The 13,544-nt window shown below is 74.4% G+C and carries 18 protein-coding genes and 1 other RNA gene; 8 read left to right on the top strand and 11 right to left on the bottom strand.

What is annotated here, in order from left to right; translation table 11 throughout:
• Positions 1–84: 84 nt before the first annotated feature.
• The gene (gene npdG / locus ABT048_RS22805) at positions 85–777 is read right to left on the bottom strand and encodes an NADPH-dependent F420 reductase (RefSeq protein ID WP_350523289.1); all 693 of its coding nucleotides are present in this window, start codon (positions 775–777) and stop codon (positions 85–87) included.
• A gap of 47 nt (positions 778–824) precedes the next feature.
• On the opposite strand from npdG, the gene ABT048_RS22800 reads away from it, so the two are divergent.
• Positions 825–1,430 (top strand): hypothetical protein, encoded by a 606-nt coding sequence (locus ABT048_RS22800; RefSeq protein ID WP_350523288.1) that lies wholly within the window; start codon positions 825–827, stop codon positions 1,428–1,430.
• Positions 1,431–1,479: 49 nt separating this feature from the next.
• Here ABT048_RS22800 and ABT048_RS22795 read toward each other — a convergent pair whose 3' ends face one another.
• Together ABT048_RS22795 and ABT048_RS22790 are read right to left on the bottom strand one after the other, a co-directional pair.
• Positions 1,480–1,743 carry a type II toxin-antitoxin system RelE family toxin gene (locus ABT048_RS22795; protein ID WP_350523287.1) on the bottom strand — a complete coding sequence of 88 codons (264 nt, stop codon included), beginning with the start codon at positions 1,741–1,743 and terminating at the stop codon, positions 1,480–1,482.
• Positions 1,736–2,005, bottom strand: a complete 270-nt coding sequence (locus tag ABT048_RS22790) for a type II toxin-antitoxin system Phd/YefM family antitoxin (RefSeq protein ID WP_350523286.1) — start codon at positions 2,003–2,005, stop codon at positions 1,736–1,738. The genes ABT048_RS22795 and ABT048_RS22790 overlap by 8 nt, the downstream gene beginning before the upstream one ends.
• A 96-nt stretch (positions 2,006–2,101) precedes the next feature.
• Between ABT048_RS22790 and ABT048_RS22785 the strand changes: the two genes are divergently transcribed.
• Positions 2,102–3,478, top strand: coding sequence for an MFS transporter (locus tag ABT048_RS22785; protein ID WP_350523285.1), 1,377 nt, complete (start codon positions 2,102–2,104; stop codon positions 3,476–3,478).
• A gap of 85 nt (positions 3,479–3,563) precedes the next feature.
• Entirely contained in the window at positions 3,564–4,331 is a 768-nt protein-coding gene (locus ABT048_RS22780) for a hypothetical protein (RefSeq protein WP_350523284.1), read from the top strand.
• Positions 4,332–4,401: 70 nt separating this feature from the next.
• On the opposite strand, the gene ABT048_RS22775 is transcribed toward ABT048_RS22780, so the two are convergent.
• Positions 4,402–4,632 carry a hypothetical protein gene (locus tag ABT048_RS22775; RefSeq protein WP_350523283.1) on the bottom strand — a complete coding sequence of 77 codons (231 nt, stop codon included), beginning with the start codon at positions 4,630–4,632 and terminating at the stop codon, positions 4,402–4,404.
• A 105-nt stretch (positions 4,633–4,737) separates the two neighbouring features.
• On the opposite strand from ABT048_RS22775, the gene map reads away from it, so the two are divergent.
• Positions 4,738–5,583 (top strand): type I methionyl aminopeptidase, encoded by an 846-nt coding sequence (gene map, locus ABT048_RS22770; RefSeq protein ID WP_350523282.1) that lies wholly within the window; start codon positions 4,738–4,740, stop codon positions 5,581–5,583.
• A gap of 87 nt (positions 5,584–5,670) precedes the next feature.
• Here map and ABT048_RS22765 read toward each other — a convergent pair whose 3' ends face one another.
• A complete protein-coding gene (locus ABT048_RS22765) occupies positions 5,671–6,372 on the bottom strand; it encodes a bifunctional DNA primase/polymerase (RefSeq protein WP_350523281.1) in 702 nt (233 codons plus the stop codon).
• A gap of 473 nt (positions 6,373–6,845) precedes the next feature.
• On the opposite strand from ABT048_RS22765, the gene ABT048_RS22760 reads away from it, so the two are divergent.
• Both ABT048_RS22760 and ABT048_RS22755 read left to right on the top strand, forming a co-directional pair.
• A complete protein-coding gene (locus ABT048_RS22760) occupies positions 6,846–7,076 on the top strand; it encodes a DUF8847 domain-containing protein (protein WP_350523280.1) in 231 nt (76 codons plus the stop codon).
• 56 nt (positions 7,077–7,132) lie between these two features.
• The gene (locus tag ABT048_RS22755; RefSeq protein ID WP_350523279.1) at positions 7,133–7,330 is read left to right on the top strand and encodes a hypothetical protein; all 198 of its coding nucleotides are present in this window, start codon (positions 7,133–7,135) and stop codon (positions 7,328–7,330) included.
• Positions 7,331–7,375: 45 nt separating this feature from the next.
• Here ABT048_RS22755 and ABT048_RS22750 read toward each other — a convergent pair whose 3' ends face one another.
• Positions 7,376–8,053, bottom strand: a complete 678-nt coding sequence (locus ABT048_RS22750) for a PadR family transcriptional regulator (protein WP_402802294.1) — start codon at positions 8,051–8,053, stop codon at positions 7,376–7,378.
• A 213-nt stretch (positions 8,054–8,266) separates the two neighbouring features.
• On the opposite strand from ABT048_RS22750, the gene ABT048_RS22745 reads away from it, so the two are divergent.
• Together ABT048_RS22745 and ABT048_RS22740 are read left to right on the top strand one after the other, a co-directional pair.
• Positions 8,267–8,677 (top strand): ACT domain-containing protein, encoded by a 411-nt coding sequence (locus ABT048_RS22745; protein ID WP_350523277.1) that lies wholly within the window; start codon positions 8,267–8,269, stop codon positions 8,675–8,677.
• Between the two features lie 110 nt (positions 8,678–8,787).
• Entirely contained in the window at positions 8,788–9,045 is a 258-nt protein-coding gene (locus tag ABT048_RS22740; protein WP_030056921.1) for a metallothionein, read from the top strand.
• A gap of 78 nt (positions 9,046–9,123) precedes the next feature.
• Here ABT048_RS22740 and rnpB read toward each other — a convergent pair.
• The 5 genes from rnpB to ABT048_RS22715 form a co-directional block, all read right to left on the bottom strand.
• An RNA gene (rnpB, locus tag ABT048_RS22735) (RNase P RNA component class A) lies at positions 9,124–9,521 on the bottom strand.
• A 13-nt stretch (positions 9,522–9,534) separates the two neighbouring features.
• A complete protein-coding gene (locus ABT048_RS22730) occupies positions 9,535–11,049 on the bottom strand; it encodes an MFS transporter (protein WP_502894058.1) in 1,515 nt (504 codons plus the stop codon).
• Positions 11,050–11,235: 186 nt separating this feature from the next.
• Positions 11,236–12,723 (bottom strand): RNB domain-containing ribonuclease, encoded by a 1,488-nt coding sequence (locus tag ABT048_RS22725; RefSeq protein WP_350523276.1) that lies wholly within the window; start codon positions 12,721–12,723, stop codon positions 11,236–11,238.
• A 41-nt stretch (positions 12,724–12,764) separates the two neighbouring features.
• Complete coding sequence (locus tag ABT048_RS22720) at positions 12,765–13,145, bottom strand: type II toxin-antitoxin system death-on-curing family toxin (protein ID WP_502894057.1); 381 nt, start codon at positions 13,143–13,145, stop codon at positions 12,765–12,767.
• A complete protein-coding gene (locus ABT048_RS22715) occupies positions 13,142–13,480 on the bottom strand; it encodes a hypothetical protein (protein ID WP_350523275.1) in 339 nt (112 codons plus the stop codon). Before ABT048_RS22715 ends, ABT048_RS22720 begins: the two co-directional genes overlap by 4 nt.
• Positions 13,481–13,544 lie beyond the last annotated feature (64 nt).

Below are 13,544 nucleotides of genomic sequence, written 5' to 3'. Positions count from 1 at the left end.
CGACCGGGGCGCGGCCGCGTCCCATTGTCGCCGACCTCACCTCCGGAACGGGTCCAGGGGTGAGGTCGACACGGCACCCACCGGTCAGACGTCGGTGATCCGCAGGCCCGCGTGGGCCTTGTAGCGGCGGTTGACCGAGATCAGGTTGGCCACCAGCGCCTCGACCTGGTGGGCGTTGCGCAGCCGGCCCGCGTAGATGCCGCGCATGCCGGGGATCCGGGCAGCCAGGCCGCGCACGACGTCGGTGGCGGAGCGGTCGTCGCCGAGCACCATGACGTCGGTGTCGATCGCCTCCACCGACTCGTCCTGCAGCAGCACCGCCGAGAGGTGGTGGAAGGCGGCGGTGACCCGGGAGTCCGGCAGCAGCGCGGCGGCCTGCTCGGCGGCGCTGCCCTCCTCCGGCTTCAGCGCGTACGCGCCCTGCTTGTCGAAGCCGAGCGGGTTGACGCAGTCGACGACGATCTTGCCGGACAGGTCCTCGCGCAGTGCGGTCAGCGTGGCGGCGTGGCCGTCCCACGGGACCGCGATGATGACCACGTCGCTCTCCCGGGCGACGGTGGCGTTGTCGGCGCCGCGCACGCCGAGGCCCAGCTCGGCGGCCGAGGCCTCGGCCCGGGCCGCGTCACGGGAGCCGATGATCACCTGCTGGCCCGCCTTGGCCAGCCGCAGGGCCAGGCCCCGCCCCTGGTCGCCGGTGCCGCCGAGGACGCCGACCACCAGCTGCGAGACGTCCGGCAGCTCGTGGGCCGGGTTTGTCGCTGAATCGAGGGAAGTCATGGGCCGATCCTGCCAAACCCCAGGCCCCGCGCGACATCCTGGCCCGCATGGACGCGGTGAGAGTTTCGGCACTCCGGGAACGGCTGGCGGGCACGGGCTGGCCGGAGGCGGTCGGCGGCTTCGCCGGGGCGCTGCGGCGCTCGGTGCAGCGGCGCGGGGCGGACGCCCTGCTGCTGGTCGGCACCGAGGCGTACGAGCCGTGGCACCTGGCCGCCCACCTGGCGGACGAGGCCGCGTGGTCGGCCGTCCCCCGGCTGGCGCCCACCCTGCTGCGGCACCGTCCGCCGGCCGGCGCGCCGGCCCACCTGGCGCACGACCTGCGGCGGCTCACCGGGGCCGGGCGCGGCGCCACCGTCCTGGTGGTCGCCCCGGAGGCGGCCGGCGCCCCGCTGCTGGAGCGGGTGCACGACGCCCGACGGCACGGCGCCACCGTGCTCGCGCTGGACGGCGCCGACCCCACCGCGCCGGGCGACCTCGGCGGGCTGGCGCACGAACGGCTGGCCGTCGGCACCGCCGCCGAGGAACCCTTCGACCTGGCCCAGCACCTGGTCAGCGCCGCCGCCGGCCGGCCGCCCGGCCGCCGCTCCACCCTCGACCGCCTGGCCGACCTCGCCGGCCGGCTGACCGCGGCCCCCGGGCTCAGCCGCTGGTAGCCCGCCCGAACACCCGGGCCACGAACGCCCGGTCACCAACGCCGCGGCATCACGTGCGGTGGACCGTGGAACGGTGACCGATGTGGACGACCCACACCACCAACTGTCCGTTGTCGATCGTGTAGATGATCCGGTAGTCACCCACGCGCAGGCGCCGGCGGTCGGGCTGCGACACGAGCGCGGTGGTGTTGAAGCCGAACGGATCGCTTTCCAGCTCGGTCAGCTTGGCCAGGATGCGGAGCGCGGTGTCACGGGGGATCTTCCGGAGTTCGTCCCGGGCCTCCGGCCGGAAGACGGTGCGGTACTCACTCACTGCGGGCCAGCGTCTCCCTCATGACGTCCTCGATCGGGACGCCCTGCGAAGGGTCGGCCATGCGCGCGTCGATGATCCGGTTGATCTCGCGCTCTTCCCACTCCTGGTACTTCCGGAGGACCTCGATCGACACGACGGCGGCGACCTGCTTGCCCCTGCGCGTGATCACGGTGGGGACGTCGTCCCGGTCCGCCCGCTCGACGACCTCGGCCAAGTGCGCGCGGACATCGCGGATCGACTCTATGGGCAGCGGCTGCGTCATGCGCCCAAGCGTACGTTCTGTACCAGGTGTACACAACGGCGGGCGGCTCGAAAACCCTTTGCGGGAGGGGTGGGGCCCGGCTCAGGATGATGGTTCGTGAACGTCGACGAACCCCCGCACACCTCCGCGCCCGGGCGGATCCGGTCGGCCCTGCGCTCGCTGACGCCCGACCTGTCGCCGTGGCGCGCGTCGCGCGACTTCCGCTACCTCTGGACGTCCGGCTGCGTCACCAGCTTCGGCAGCTTCCTCACGCTCGTCGCCGTGCCGATGCAGATCAAGGAGCTCACCGGCTCCTCCTTCGCGGTCGGCCTGATCGGCGCCGTCGAACTCGTCCCGCTGATCGTCTTCGGCCTGTGGGGCGGCGCCCTCGCCGACGCCCTGGACCGCCGCAAGCTGGTGCTGCGCGCCGAGGCCGCGCTCGGCGTACTGGCCGGGCTGCTGCTGCTCAACGCCCTGCTGCCGCACCCGCTGCTCTGGCCGATCTACCTGGTCGCCGCGCTGGTCGCGGCCGCCGACGGCGTGCAGCGCCCGGCCCTGGACTCGCTCACCCCGCGGATCGTCCCGCACCAGCACCTGACCGCCGCGTTCGCCCTCAAGTCCCTGTACCACAACGCCGCTTCGGTGGCCGGGCCGGCACTGGCCGGTGTCGTGGTGGCGCTCGCCGGGGTGCAGACGGCGTACGCGCTGGACGTGCTCACCTTCGGCGCCTCGCTGCTGCTGCTCGTCCGGATCAAGGCGGTGCCGCCCGCCACCGGCGCCGAACGGCCTTCGGTGCAGGCGGTGTTGACCGGCGTCCGGTACGCGTGGAGCCGCAAGGACCTGCTGGGCACCTACGCGATCGACGTGTGCGCCATGCTGTTCGCCTACCCGGTGGCCGTCTTCCCCTTCCTGGCCTCGGAGTTGGGCGCGGACTGGGCGCTCGGCCCGATGTACGCGGCCTCCGCCGCCGGCGCCCTGCTGGTCGGGGCGACCAGCGGCTGGACGTCCCGGGTGCACCGGCACGGGCGGCTGCTGCTGGCCGCCGCCGTCGGCTGGGGCGCGGCGATGGCGCTGGCCGGGCTGTCCGGGAACGTCTGGCTGGTGCTGCTCGGGCTGGCCCTGGCCGGCGGCGCCGACGAGATCAGCGGGCTGGCCCGCTCGACCATGTGGAACCAGTCCATCCCGGACGCGGTCCGCGGCCGGATGGCCGGTGTCGAGCTGCTCAGTTACTCGGTCGGGCCGCAGCTCGGCCAGGTCCGGGCGGGCACCGTGGCCGGGCTGATCGGCGTGCGCGCCGCCGTCTGGACCGGCGGTGTCGCCTGCGTCGTCGCCGTCCTCGCGGTCGCCGCCGCGCTGCCGAGGCTGCTCGCCTACGACGACCGCACCGACCCGCACGCCGCCGCCGTCCGCGCCGAACACGAACAGGCAGAACACGAACAGGCCGAGCGGGAACGGACCGAGCAGCAGAGGGCGCTGCAGGAACGGGCGCTGTAGGAAGGCTCGCTGCAGCAGCGCGCGGCCGGACGGGAGCCGGAGAAGTCCACCGGGGCGGCTGCCACGCTGTGACAGACTGCCCGGCATGAGAACCGGGGGCTGGAAGCCGTGGGCGGCCGTGGGGATCGTCGTGGCCGCCGCCGTGGCCGGCACGCTCAACTGGGCGCTGTCACCGGGCGACCGGGCCGCGGACCGGGCCCCGGCCCCCCGCGCGGTCGGCGGCACGCTCGCCCCGCAGCCGCCGGACGTCGCCGCCCTGGCCGCCTCCCCCGAGGTCGCCGCCGCCGACCGGTCCCTGGCCGCCGAGATCGACCGGCGGCTGGCCGTGCTGCTCCCGGCGCTCTCCGGCGCCCAGCCGATCGGCGAGGGCGTGCAGGACGGCTGCGGCGTCGATCCCGGCCGGTCCGACGGCTCCGGGGTGCACTGGCCGGCCCCGAAGTGCCGCCGACAGGTGGTCAGGTACCTGGCGGTGAGCGGCGATCCACAGCAGGCCCGGTCGCGCTGGGACCAGGCGATGGCCGCCCAGGGCGCCCAGGGCACCGACTCCAACGCCTCGCCCCGGCCTGGCGAGGCGCTCTGGTACGGCTTCCCCCGCACCGACGGGGACCACGACCTGCTCGGGGTGAGCCTGGCCTTCGACGAGCGGAAGGACCCGATCGGCGCCCCGACCCCGGGCGCGGGCTTCCCCTGGAAGCTCGCGGCGCCGAACGCCACCACGAAGGCCTGGGCGGATCGGGAGTCCCGGCCCGCGCCGCCCGTGGACCAGGCCGCCGCCCAGGCCCTCGCGGGCGGGCGGCGCCTCGTCGTGCTGAGCGTGGACGAGGAGTACTTCACCGCCCCCGACCCGCACTGACCTCCCCACTGCGCGCCGCACGCCCTCCCGGCCGCACGCCCTGCCGGCTGCGGCCCGACGCCGACGCCGTCTACTCGGCCGTCCCGTCCTCGGGCTTGTCGCTCCACCGCGGGTCGTTGCGCCACTCCCGGTTGCGCTCGTCCGCGATCTGCAGCGCGTGGGCGGCCTCCTCGGGGCTGTCGTACGGCCCCAGGCGGTCCTTGGCCGGGCACTCCGGGCCCTCCTCGACCTTTCCGTGCTTGATGCAGTAGAACCACTCGCCGGGCTTCCCGGTCGGCTTGCGGTTGAATCCGAAGGGCATGGCGTACTCCCGTTCAGGCGGATGGGTCGATACCGATCATTCCCCGGCCCGGGTGGGTCCGCACACCGCCCGTCCCGGCCGGGCCCGGCGACTAGACTCGCGGCCATGGCTCTCGTACCCGGCATCCAGTCCCCCACCCGCAAGGTCCCGGCGCACATCGCGCGTCCCGAGTACGTCGGGCGGCCCGCCCCGACGCCGTACACCGGGCCCGAGGTGCAGACCGCCGAGACGATCGAGAAGATGCGGATCGCGGGCGGGATCGCCGCCCGGGCGATGGAGGAGGCGGCCAAGCTGATCGCCCCCGGTGTCACCACGGACGAGCTGGACGTCGTCGCCCACGAGTACATGTGCGACCACGGCGCCTACCCGTCCGACCTGGGTTACCGGGGCTTCCCCAAGTCGGTCTGCACCTCGATCAACGAGGTGATCTGCCACGGCATCCCGGACTCGACCGTGCTGCAGGACGGCGACATCGTCAACATCGACGCCACCGCGTACATCCACGGGGTGCACGGCGACCTCAACGCCACCTACCTGGTCGGCGACGTGGACGAGGAGTCCCGGCTGCTGGTCGAGCGCACCCGGGAATCCCTCAACCGGGCGATCAAGGCGGTCAAGCCGGGCCGTCAGATCAACGTCATCGGACGGGTCATCGAGTCCTACGCCAAGCGTTTCGACTACGGCGTGGTGCGGGACTTCACCGGACACGGCATCAACACGTCGTTCCACTCCGGCCTGATCATCCCGCACTACGACAGCGACCGGGCCACCGAGGTGATCAAGCCTGGTATGACCTTCACCATCGAGCCGATGCTGACCCTGGGCACCTACGACTACGAGATCTGGCCGGACGGCTGGACGGTCGTCACCAAGGACCTCAAGCGCACGGCCCAGTTCGAGCACACCCTGGTGGTCACCGCGGACGGCGCGGAGATCCTCACCCTTCCGTAGCGCGTCCGTAGCGCTTCCCTAGCGGGTGCCGGCGCGTGAGGGCCGGTCGTCAAACCCGCGCCTGCGGGGCGGGTTTGACGACCGGCCCTAGCCGATGAGCCACTGCTCCTCGGCGACGGCGCCCACCTCGGTGCAGGCGTCGGTCAGCACGTCCAGCACGCGCAGCGGGTCCGGCAGTGGCTGCTCGGGCCCGCGCAGCCACTGCACCCGGGAGCCGTCCGGCAGCGCGGCCGGTGGGAGCAGAGTGTACGAGCCGCGGCAGTGCCAGCGCAGGCCGGGGTGCTCGGACATGGTGTCCGGGGTGGAGTCGAGCGCGCTGGGCCACCACTCGTCCTCGTCCTGCGGGGTTCCGCGGGTGGCGGTGAAGAAGAGGTAGCGGTCCTCGCCGACCGCGGCGACCGGGCCCTCGACGCCCAGGGCGGTCAGCCGCTCCAGCGCCAGCCGTCCGGCCTCCGCCGGGACGTCCAGCACGTCGTGCACCCGGCCGGTGGCGGTGATGAAGTTGGCGTTCGGGTCGCGGGCGAGCCAGCGGGACAGCTGCTCGGGGTCGGTGGTGGCCTGGGTCTGCCAGGCGAAGGAGACCGGGTGCTGGGCCGGGGCCGGACAGGCCACCCGGTCGCAGGAACAGCGGTAGCCGGTCGGATGGGCGGCGGGCGCGAGCGGGAAACCGGCGCGCACCGCGCCGAGCAGCTGATCCAGCCCGGCGGCCGGGCCGTCCGCGCCCCCTGCCCTGGCCCGCTGACGATCACGCTTCTGCCACCAGGTCGTCCACCTGCCGCCGGCTTCCATCGGGCCCCTTCCGCGCAACTGCCGTGCCTGGTGCGACACAGCGTTCGACGTACACTCCGACGCAACGCACGATGCCCCCGCATGCTTCCCGGGGTGCTCGGCCCTGCCGTCCGCGCCCTGTCGACCGCGGCCCGGGGTCACCGGACGGCCGACGCCCGGGTCACGGTACGCAGTCACGGCAGCACGCTGTCCGCGCCGGATCGACCGGAGAGCGCGCGGATCCGCGCCGAGCCCGGCCCGTACGGGGCCCGCTGACCCGGGTGAACCCCGAGGGCGTACAGGCAAGGATAGGGGTGCTCGGACCCTCCGGATGACCGGGGGCGGTGCCTCTCCGGTCACACTCCCGCGCGCACCCCGGGCACACTCCCGGCACTCCGCCCTCACGAAGCCTCCCGCTCGCCCTCCCACCAGGGCGCCCCCGGTCACCCGACGGGCCCGGCCGGGCATCTCCGCGGAGGTGAGACCCTGGAGGGATGAAGAGCACGGACACCGCGTTCGTAGGCGGCCCCCTGGACGGGAAGGTCCTCCCGATCCCGCTGGGGCCGATGCTGGGCGTGCCCAAGAAGTACACCGTCCCGGTCCCCGCGCACGGAGACGTCCCCGCGCGCACACTGGTGTACGTCCGGGCGAAGCAGGTTCGGGGCCTGAGCTGGTTCTGGCGCTACGAGTACGACGAGGCGGCCTCCGCCAAGGCCTCCGGCTGACGGAGCCTCCGGCCGGCGGGCGCCCGCTCCCCCATCGCCTTCCCCGGGAGGTCGGCATGGCCAGGTCGGTACGGCACCCGCGAAGCAGCTCGCGCGCGGTCGCGCACCACAACCGGCAGGTCGCCGGGGTCACCGGGGTGCTGCTGCTGGCGGTGAGCCTCTACACGGTGACGATCGGGCCCAACGGCTGGCTCTGGTTCGGCTGGGCGGTGCTGCTGCTGGTCTGCGTGGCCCTGTTCCTGGTCCACCCCTGAGCAGCGGCACCGCCCGTCGCGCCGGTGCGTCTCCCCCCGCGCCGGTCAGTCATCCTCGGCGAGGATGAGGTACAGCTTCTTGCGGGCCTCGGTCAGCACGGCCAGGCCCTTGGCGCGCTGCGTCTCCGTCCCGGTCGCCATGACCTGCCGGATCGCCTGGTCGACCGCGGCGAGCGCCTGGCCGACCTCCTGGACGGCCTCCCAGTCGACCTCACGGCCGGCCTCCGCCCACGGCTCCGCCGGTCCGGCCTCGGCCTCGGCCCGGCCCGCCTCGGTGAGCGAGACCAGCCGCTTGCCGCCGACCTCCTCCGCGGTGATCAGGCCCTCCTCCTCCAGCAGCTGGAGGTTGGGGTAGATCGAACCCGGGCTGGGCCGCCAGGCCCCGCCGGTCCGTTCGGTGATCTCGGCGATCATCTCGTAGCCGTGCATCGGCCGCTCCTTGAGCAGCGCCAGCAGCGAGGCCCGCACGTCACCGCGCCGGGCCCGGCCGCCGCGCCGCCCGTGCGGGCCGCCCCGCCGGCCGCCGTGGCCACCGAAGCCGTGCCCGAACGGTCCGCCCATCGGCCGCCCGGGGCCACCGCCGCCGAACGGCGGACCGAACCCGCCGAACGCCTCCCGGCCCTCGAAGGCCTCCCCGGGCATCCCCCGGAGGTCCGGCCCCGGCCCGCGCCGGCGACCACCGCCGCGCGGACCCTCTCCACGAAATCGCATTCCTGAGCGCATGGCGCCCACCTCCTGGTTCTCCGAGACAGTCGAGTCACTGTCTCGATAGTTCGACGATATATCGGTGACTGTCGCTCGTCAACGGTTCACCGATATGTCGCCGACAGTCGTCCAGCAGTCGTACCGATGGTTCCCCCGGCGGCCCGCCCGGCCGCGCCCGACACGGCCGCCAGGCCCGGACTCCGCCACCACCCAGCCGCTACGGTGGCGGGCATGGCCGGAGAACGAGATCTTGCGACGCTGCTGCGCGGAATGCGCCCGCTGCTCAACCCGGGGCGGTACGTCTACTGCACGCTCCCCGCGAAGGTGCCCGCCGGCATGCGGCCGGTGGTGACCGTCGCCGAGCCCGAGGGGGTCACGGTGGTGGTCGCCCAGGAGGAGGCGGACGCCCTCGGGCTGCGCTACGACTACGTGGCGGCCTGGATCACCCTGCAGATCCACTCGGCGCTGGAGGCCGTCGGCCTGACCGCGGCCGTCGCCACGCGACTCGCCGAGGACGGGATCAGCTGCAACGTGGTGGCCGGCTTCCACCACGACCACCTGTTCGTCGCCGCCGACGACGCCGAACGCGCCGTCCGCGCCCTGGAGGAGCTCTCCGAACGCCAGGGCCCGTCCTCGGACTGAGCCCCGGGTCCGCCCCGACAGTCCCGCCGGGTGGCCGCCGCCGACCGGGCCTTCGACACTGGGAACAGCCGCCCCGCCGGGAGCGGCCCCACCGGAAGGAGACGGCCGCCATGGCCATCTGCGTCACCTGCGGCAACGACTACTGGCTGGCCTTCGAGATCAAGACGGTCACCGGCGACACCTACACCTTCGACAGCTTCGAGTGCGCGATGGAGAAGCTCGCGCCCCGCTGCGAGCAGTGCAACGTCCGCATCGTGGGTCACGGCGTCGAAGTGGCCGGGATGTTCTTCTGCTGCGCCAACTGCGCCCGGGTCAACGGCGGGCTCGGCGAGCAGATCCGCGACGCCGTCGGCGCGCATCCCGCGTAGTCGCGGGGAACAGCGTCGTCGCGGGGGGCGCATCCCGCGTGGCTGCGGCGCGCGCCCGCCCGGGGGCGGGGAAGGGGGCGGAAGAGTCGGCCTGTACGCCGGGTTCTGTCTCCCGGGTTGCTCGCGCGGCCCGGGGAGGCGGCCATCCATCTAGGGCTGCCGTTGCCGACAGCCTCGTGCGGTCCACCCGCGGACTCGGGCGAGCAGCCTTCAATCGTCCGCGCACGGTGCCCGAGGGCACCGATCTTGACCTTGCTCCAGGTGGGGTTTACCTAGCCGGCCGGGTCACCCCGGTCGCTGGTGGTCTCTTACACCACCGTTTCACCCTTACCCACCGCCGGAAGCGGTGGGCGGTCTGTTTTCTGTGGCACTGTCCCGCGGGTCACCCCGGGTGGGCGTTACCCACCACCCTGCTCTGTGGAGCCCGGACGTTCCTCGGCGGGTCTGGGACCCGTCGCGACCGCCCGGCCGGCTCTTCCGCCGTAGTGGTCATCGTAGCCGCTCGGGCGGCGCCTCCCGTACACCGGACCGCACCGCCGGCGGCTCGCTGCCGAGGCGGGCGGCGACCCGGGCGGCCGTCGCGCTCGCCCAGGCGCCGGTGGTGACCAGGCCCAGGACGAGGATCGCGCCGCCGAGGCCCACCAGGATCCACCAGCCGGTGTGGCTGGCCGGGGCGAAACCGCTCACGACCGGGCCGACCACCGCCGAGGTGACGACCGTACCGATCACCGCGACGCCCAGCGACTGGCCGATCTGACGGCTGGTCGAGGCGACCGCCGCCGCCACGCCCGCCTGGGCGCGCGGCATGCCGGAGACCGCGGCGTTGGTGATCGGCGCGTTCACCATGCCGAAGCCGAAGCCGAACAGCGCGTACGCGACCAGCAGCAGCGCCGGCGGGGAGTCGGCGGCGAGCCGGGTGAGCAGCAGGCCGCTCGCCGCGAGGCCGAGCCCGGCCGCGACCAGCGGCAGGCGCGGGCCCCGACTGCCCACGATCCGTCCGGACAGCGGCGCGCAGACCAGCATCATCCCGGCCATCGGCAGCGTCCACAGCCCGGCCTCGACCGGGTCGTAGTGCCGGACGACCTGAAGGTAGAGGGTGTTGAGGAAGAGGAAGCCGCCGAGGGCGGCGAAGGCGCAGACCGCGGTGACGGTCGCCCCGGTGAACGGCGCGCTGGCGAAGAACCGGGGGTCCACCAGCGGCTCGGCCACCCGCCGCTCCCACAGCGGGAACGCCACCAGCGCGGCCAGCGCGGCCGCGCCGAGCCCCAGGATCAGCGGGGAGGTCCAGCCGTTGCCCGGTCCCTCGATGATCACGGCGGTGCCGCAGCCGAGCAGCACGATCATCAGCAGCTGCCCCACCGGGTCCAGCCGGCGCGGGCGGGGCGAGCGGGACTCCGGGACGTAGCGGGCCGTCAGCGCGATGGCGAGCAGCGCGACCGGGACGTTGATCAGGAAGATCGACGGCCAGCCCGCGCCGTCCACCAGGAAGCCGCCGAGCAGCGGGCCGAGCGCCATCGAGATGCCGACCACCCCGCCCCAGACGCCGATCGCCCGGGCCCGCTCCCTGGGATCGGTGAAGGTGTTGGTGATGATCGACATCGCCACCGGGTTGAGCATCGAGCCGCCCACCGCCTGCAGCGCCCGGAAGGCCACCAGCCAGCCCAGGCTCGGCGCCAGGCTGCACAGCAGCGAGCCGAGCGCGAAGCACACCAGCCCGGTCTGGAAGACCCGGCGGCGGCCGAACCGGTCGGCCACCGAGCCGAACAGCATCAGCAGCGAGGCCAGCACCAGGGTGTAGGCGTCGATGATCCACTGCAGCCCGGAGGCCGGGGCGCGCAGGTCCCGCTGGATCGCGGGCAGCGCGATGTTCACCACGGTGTTGTCCAGGCCGACGATGAACAGGCTCAGGCAGCAGATCGCCAGGACGAGCAGGCGGCGGCGCCGACCGGGGCCGGGATCGGGGGCGGACGCGGGGGCGACGGCGGGGGGCTGGGCATCGAGCACGGACCGATCCTCCCACCGCGGGCCGGGGGCGGGGCGGCGGGACGGACCGTACGGGTGGCGGGCGGCCGGCGTGCGGGTGGCGGGCGGCGCGCCAGGGGCGGGCGCGGCGGCGGGGGGGCAGGCGGGCGCGGCGGCGCGGGGCAGGCGGGCGCGGCGGCGCGGAGCAGGCTGGGGGGCGGGCCCCGGTCACACCGCCGCGAAGCGGACGGTCCGGGTGGCCGGGTCGGCCTTCGTCAGCCGGACGTCGATCACCCGACCGAGCGGCAGCGGACCGGCCGCACCCCCGGTCGCGCCCGCCGCCGCACCGGCGCCCGGCGACTCGCAGCGCGCCCGGACGGCCGGATCGCGCAGCTGCACGGTGCCCGAGCCGGGCCTCTTCTCGTCCACGTCGACGACCACCGCGGAGAAGTCCTCACCCTCCCGGCCGGCCAGCAGCTCCGCCTCAACCAGGTCCACGCAGAGGCGTTCGACCTCGGCCGCGCGGCGGTCCCCGCCGGCCATCAGCTCCGGCACGGACGGCAGCGCCTCCCGCGCCCAGTCCGGCACGTCCTCCCCCGCCGCCACCGCCGCGCAGACCTCCAGTGCGAAGCGGTCGCCGAGCCGGCGCAGCGGCGCGGTGCAGTGCGCGTACGGGGCGGCGAGCGCGGCGTGGCCCGGCTCGGCGGGCGCGGGCAGGCCGCGGGACTCGTCGAAGGCGTGATAGCCGGCGCCGCGCAGCAGGCCCGTACAGGCGTTCAGGAAGGCGGCGTTCAGCGGCACGTCCGGGTCCAGCGAGCGGATCAGCTCCGGGTACGGGAGCGCCTGCGGCCAGTCCACGTCCAGTGCGGCGGCGATCCGGCGCAGCCGCTCGTACGCGGCGGCGGGCGCGGCGGGCAGGGTGCGCAGCAGGCCGACGCCCGCGTCCAGCATCAGCTCGGCCGCGGCCATGCCGGTGAGCAGCGAGATCTGGGCGTTCCAGCCGTCGGCCGGTCCGGGCGCGCGGTAGCCGAGGACGTAGCCGTGCAGGGTCTCCTCGACCTCCTGCTCGGGCACCGGCAGGCTGATCCCGCCCCGGGCGCGCTCCTGCTCCTCGCGCAGCCGTCCGACGGTGGCGAGCAGGGCGAGCTGTTCGTCGGCGCCGCCGAGCTCCACGGCGCGTTCGACGGCGGCGTAGTCCAGCCGGCGGTGCGAGCGGACCAGCGCGCGGCGCAGGTCGGCGAGGACGACGGCGCCGTCGGCGTCCAGGTCCAGCTGCCAGAGCAGGGCGGGCCGGGGCTCGCCCGGCAGCAGGCTGGCGGCGTCCTCGGAGATCCGGGTGGGGTGCAGCGGGACGCGGTGGTCCGGGAAGTAGAGGGTCTCGACCCGGCGGCGGGCCTCGGCGTCGATCGCGCCGCCCGGGCGGACGAAGGCGGCCACGTCCGCGATCGCGTAGTACACCCGGTAGCCGCCGCCGGCGCGGTGGGTGAGGTGCATGGCCTGGTCGAGGTCGCGGGAGCCGGGCGGGTCGACGGTGAACAGCGGCAGCTCGGTGGCGTCGTCCTCGGGCAGGCGGGGGCGCTCGGCCGCCTCCTCCGCCTCGGCGAGCACCGGCTCCGGCCACTCGGTGTGGATCTCCAGGCGGGAGCGGAGTTCGGTCAGCTCGGTGTTGATCCGGGCGGAGTCGGCGGCCTTGACGCGCAGTTTTCGGCGAGGCATGGAGGCAGCGTAGGGCGAATCAGGTGATTCCGGACGAAGGCTCAGCGTCCCAGCAGGGACTTCAGGTCCTTCGCCGCGAGCGCGACCGCGTCGTCGTACCCGCCGGTGGCCAGCCGCAGCATGAACGCCACGGCGTCGTCCGGGTGCGGGTCGGTGTACGGCTCGCCGTTGTAGTCCAGGAACAGCAGCATCGCCTCGAAGGCGGTGCGCTTGTTGCGGTCGACCAGGGGGTGGTTGCGGGCCAGGCTCTGCCCGAGTGCGGCCGCCTTGGACCAGAGGTCCGGGTAGGCGTCGTCGCCGAACACGCTCGCCTGCGGGCGGGCGATCGCCGAGAGCAGCCCACCGAGGTCGCGGATGTTCTCCGGGCCGCCGGCGAGGTAGGTGACGTCCTCCGGGTCCAGGTACTCGGTGAGGGTCGTCACAGGTCCTTCAGCCTCTCCAGCGTCTCCGCGTTGGCGGCGCGGATCCGGGCCACCATGGCCGCCCGGCGCTCGGCCCTGTCCGGCCGGGCCTGCTCGGTGAGCGCCTCGGGCACCTCGGACTGCCGGACCTCGAAGGCCAGCTCGGCGGTGTCCGCCCCGCCGGGCGCCTCCGTCACCCGCACCCGCCCGGCCATCACCGCCTGCGCCGTCGCCCGCAGCGCGAACTCCAGCGCCTGCCGGGTCTCCTCCGGCAGACCGGCGGGCAGTCGCACGGACAGGGACTCCTCCACGGCGTCACCGTCGTCGGGCACCAGGTCCAGGGGTCGCAGGGTCATCTCGATCACTCTCCTCGCTGCTCACGGTAGCGGCGGGTGGGGGATGTTCCCACCGGATTCTCGC

Origin of the sequence: Kitasatospora sp. NPDC096140 (genome assembly GCF_040303045.1) — a bacterium.
Taxonomy (GTDB): domain Bacteria; phylum Actinomycetota; class Actinomycetes; order Streptomycetales; family Streptomycetaceae; genus Kitasatospora.
The sequence above is the reverse complement of the archived record's forward strand: the minus strand, read 5'-3'. Positions and strand labels throughout refer to the sequence as shown.

Coding starts and splice junctions, on each gene's coding strand:
- npdG (WP_350523289.1), bottom strand. CDS start 777: ATGACTTCCCTCGATTCAGCGACAAACCCGGCCCACGAGCTGCCGGAC.
- ABT048_RS22800 (WP_350523288.1), top strand. CDS start 825: ATGGACGCGGTGAGAGTTTCGGCACTCCGGGAACGGCTGGCGGGCACG.
- ABT048_RS22790 (WP_350523286.1), bottom strand. CDS start 2,005: ATGACGCAGCCGCTGCCCATAGAGTCGATCCGCGATGTCCGCGCGCAC.
- ABT048_RS22780 (WP_350523284.1), top strand. CDS start 3,564: ATGAGAACCGGGGGCTGGAAGCCGTGGGCGGCCGTGGGGATCGTCGTG.
- ABT048_RS22775 (WP_350523283.1), bottom strand. CDS start 4,632: ATGCCCTTCGGATTCAACCGCAAGCCGACCGGGAAGCCCGGCGAGTGG.
- map (WP_350523282.1), top strand. CDS start 4,738: ATGGCTCTCGTACCCGGCATCCAGTCCCCCACCCGCAAGGTCCCGGCG.
- ABT048_RS22765 (WP_350523281.1), bottom strand. CDS start 6,372: ATGGAAGCCGGCGGCAGGTGGACGACCTGGTGGCAGAAGCGTGATCGT.
- ABT048_RS22760 (WP_350523280.1), top strand. CDS start 6,846: ATGAAGAGCACGGACACCGCGTTCGTAGGCGGCCCCCTGGACGGGAAG.
- ABT048_RS22755 (WP_350523279.1), top strand. CDS start 7,133: ATGGCCAGGTCGGTACGGCACCCGCGAAGCAGCTCGCGCGCGGTCGCG.
- ABT048_RS22750 (WP_402802294.1), bottom strand. CDS start 8,053: ATGCGCTCAGGAATGCGATTTCGTGGAGAGGGTCCGCGCGGCGGTGGT.
- ABT048_RS22745 (WP_350523277.1), top strand. CDS start 8,267: ATGGCCGGAGAACGAGATCTTGCGACGCTGCTGCGCGGAATGCGCCCG.
- ABT048_RS22740 (WP_030056921.1), top strand. CDS start 8,788: ATGGCCATCTGCGTCACCTGCGGCAACGACTACTGGCTGGCCTTCGAG.
- ABT048_RS22725 (WP_350523276.1), bottom strand. CDS start 12,723: ATGCCTCGCCGAAAACTGCGCGTCAAGGCCGCCGACTCCGCCCGGATC.
- ABT048_RS22715 (WP_350523275.1), bottom strand. CDS start 13,480: ATGACCCTGCGACCCCTGGACCTGGTGCCCGACGACGGTGACGCCGTG.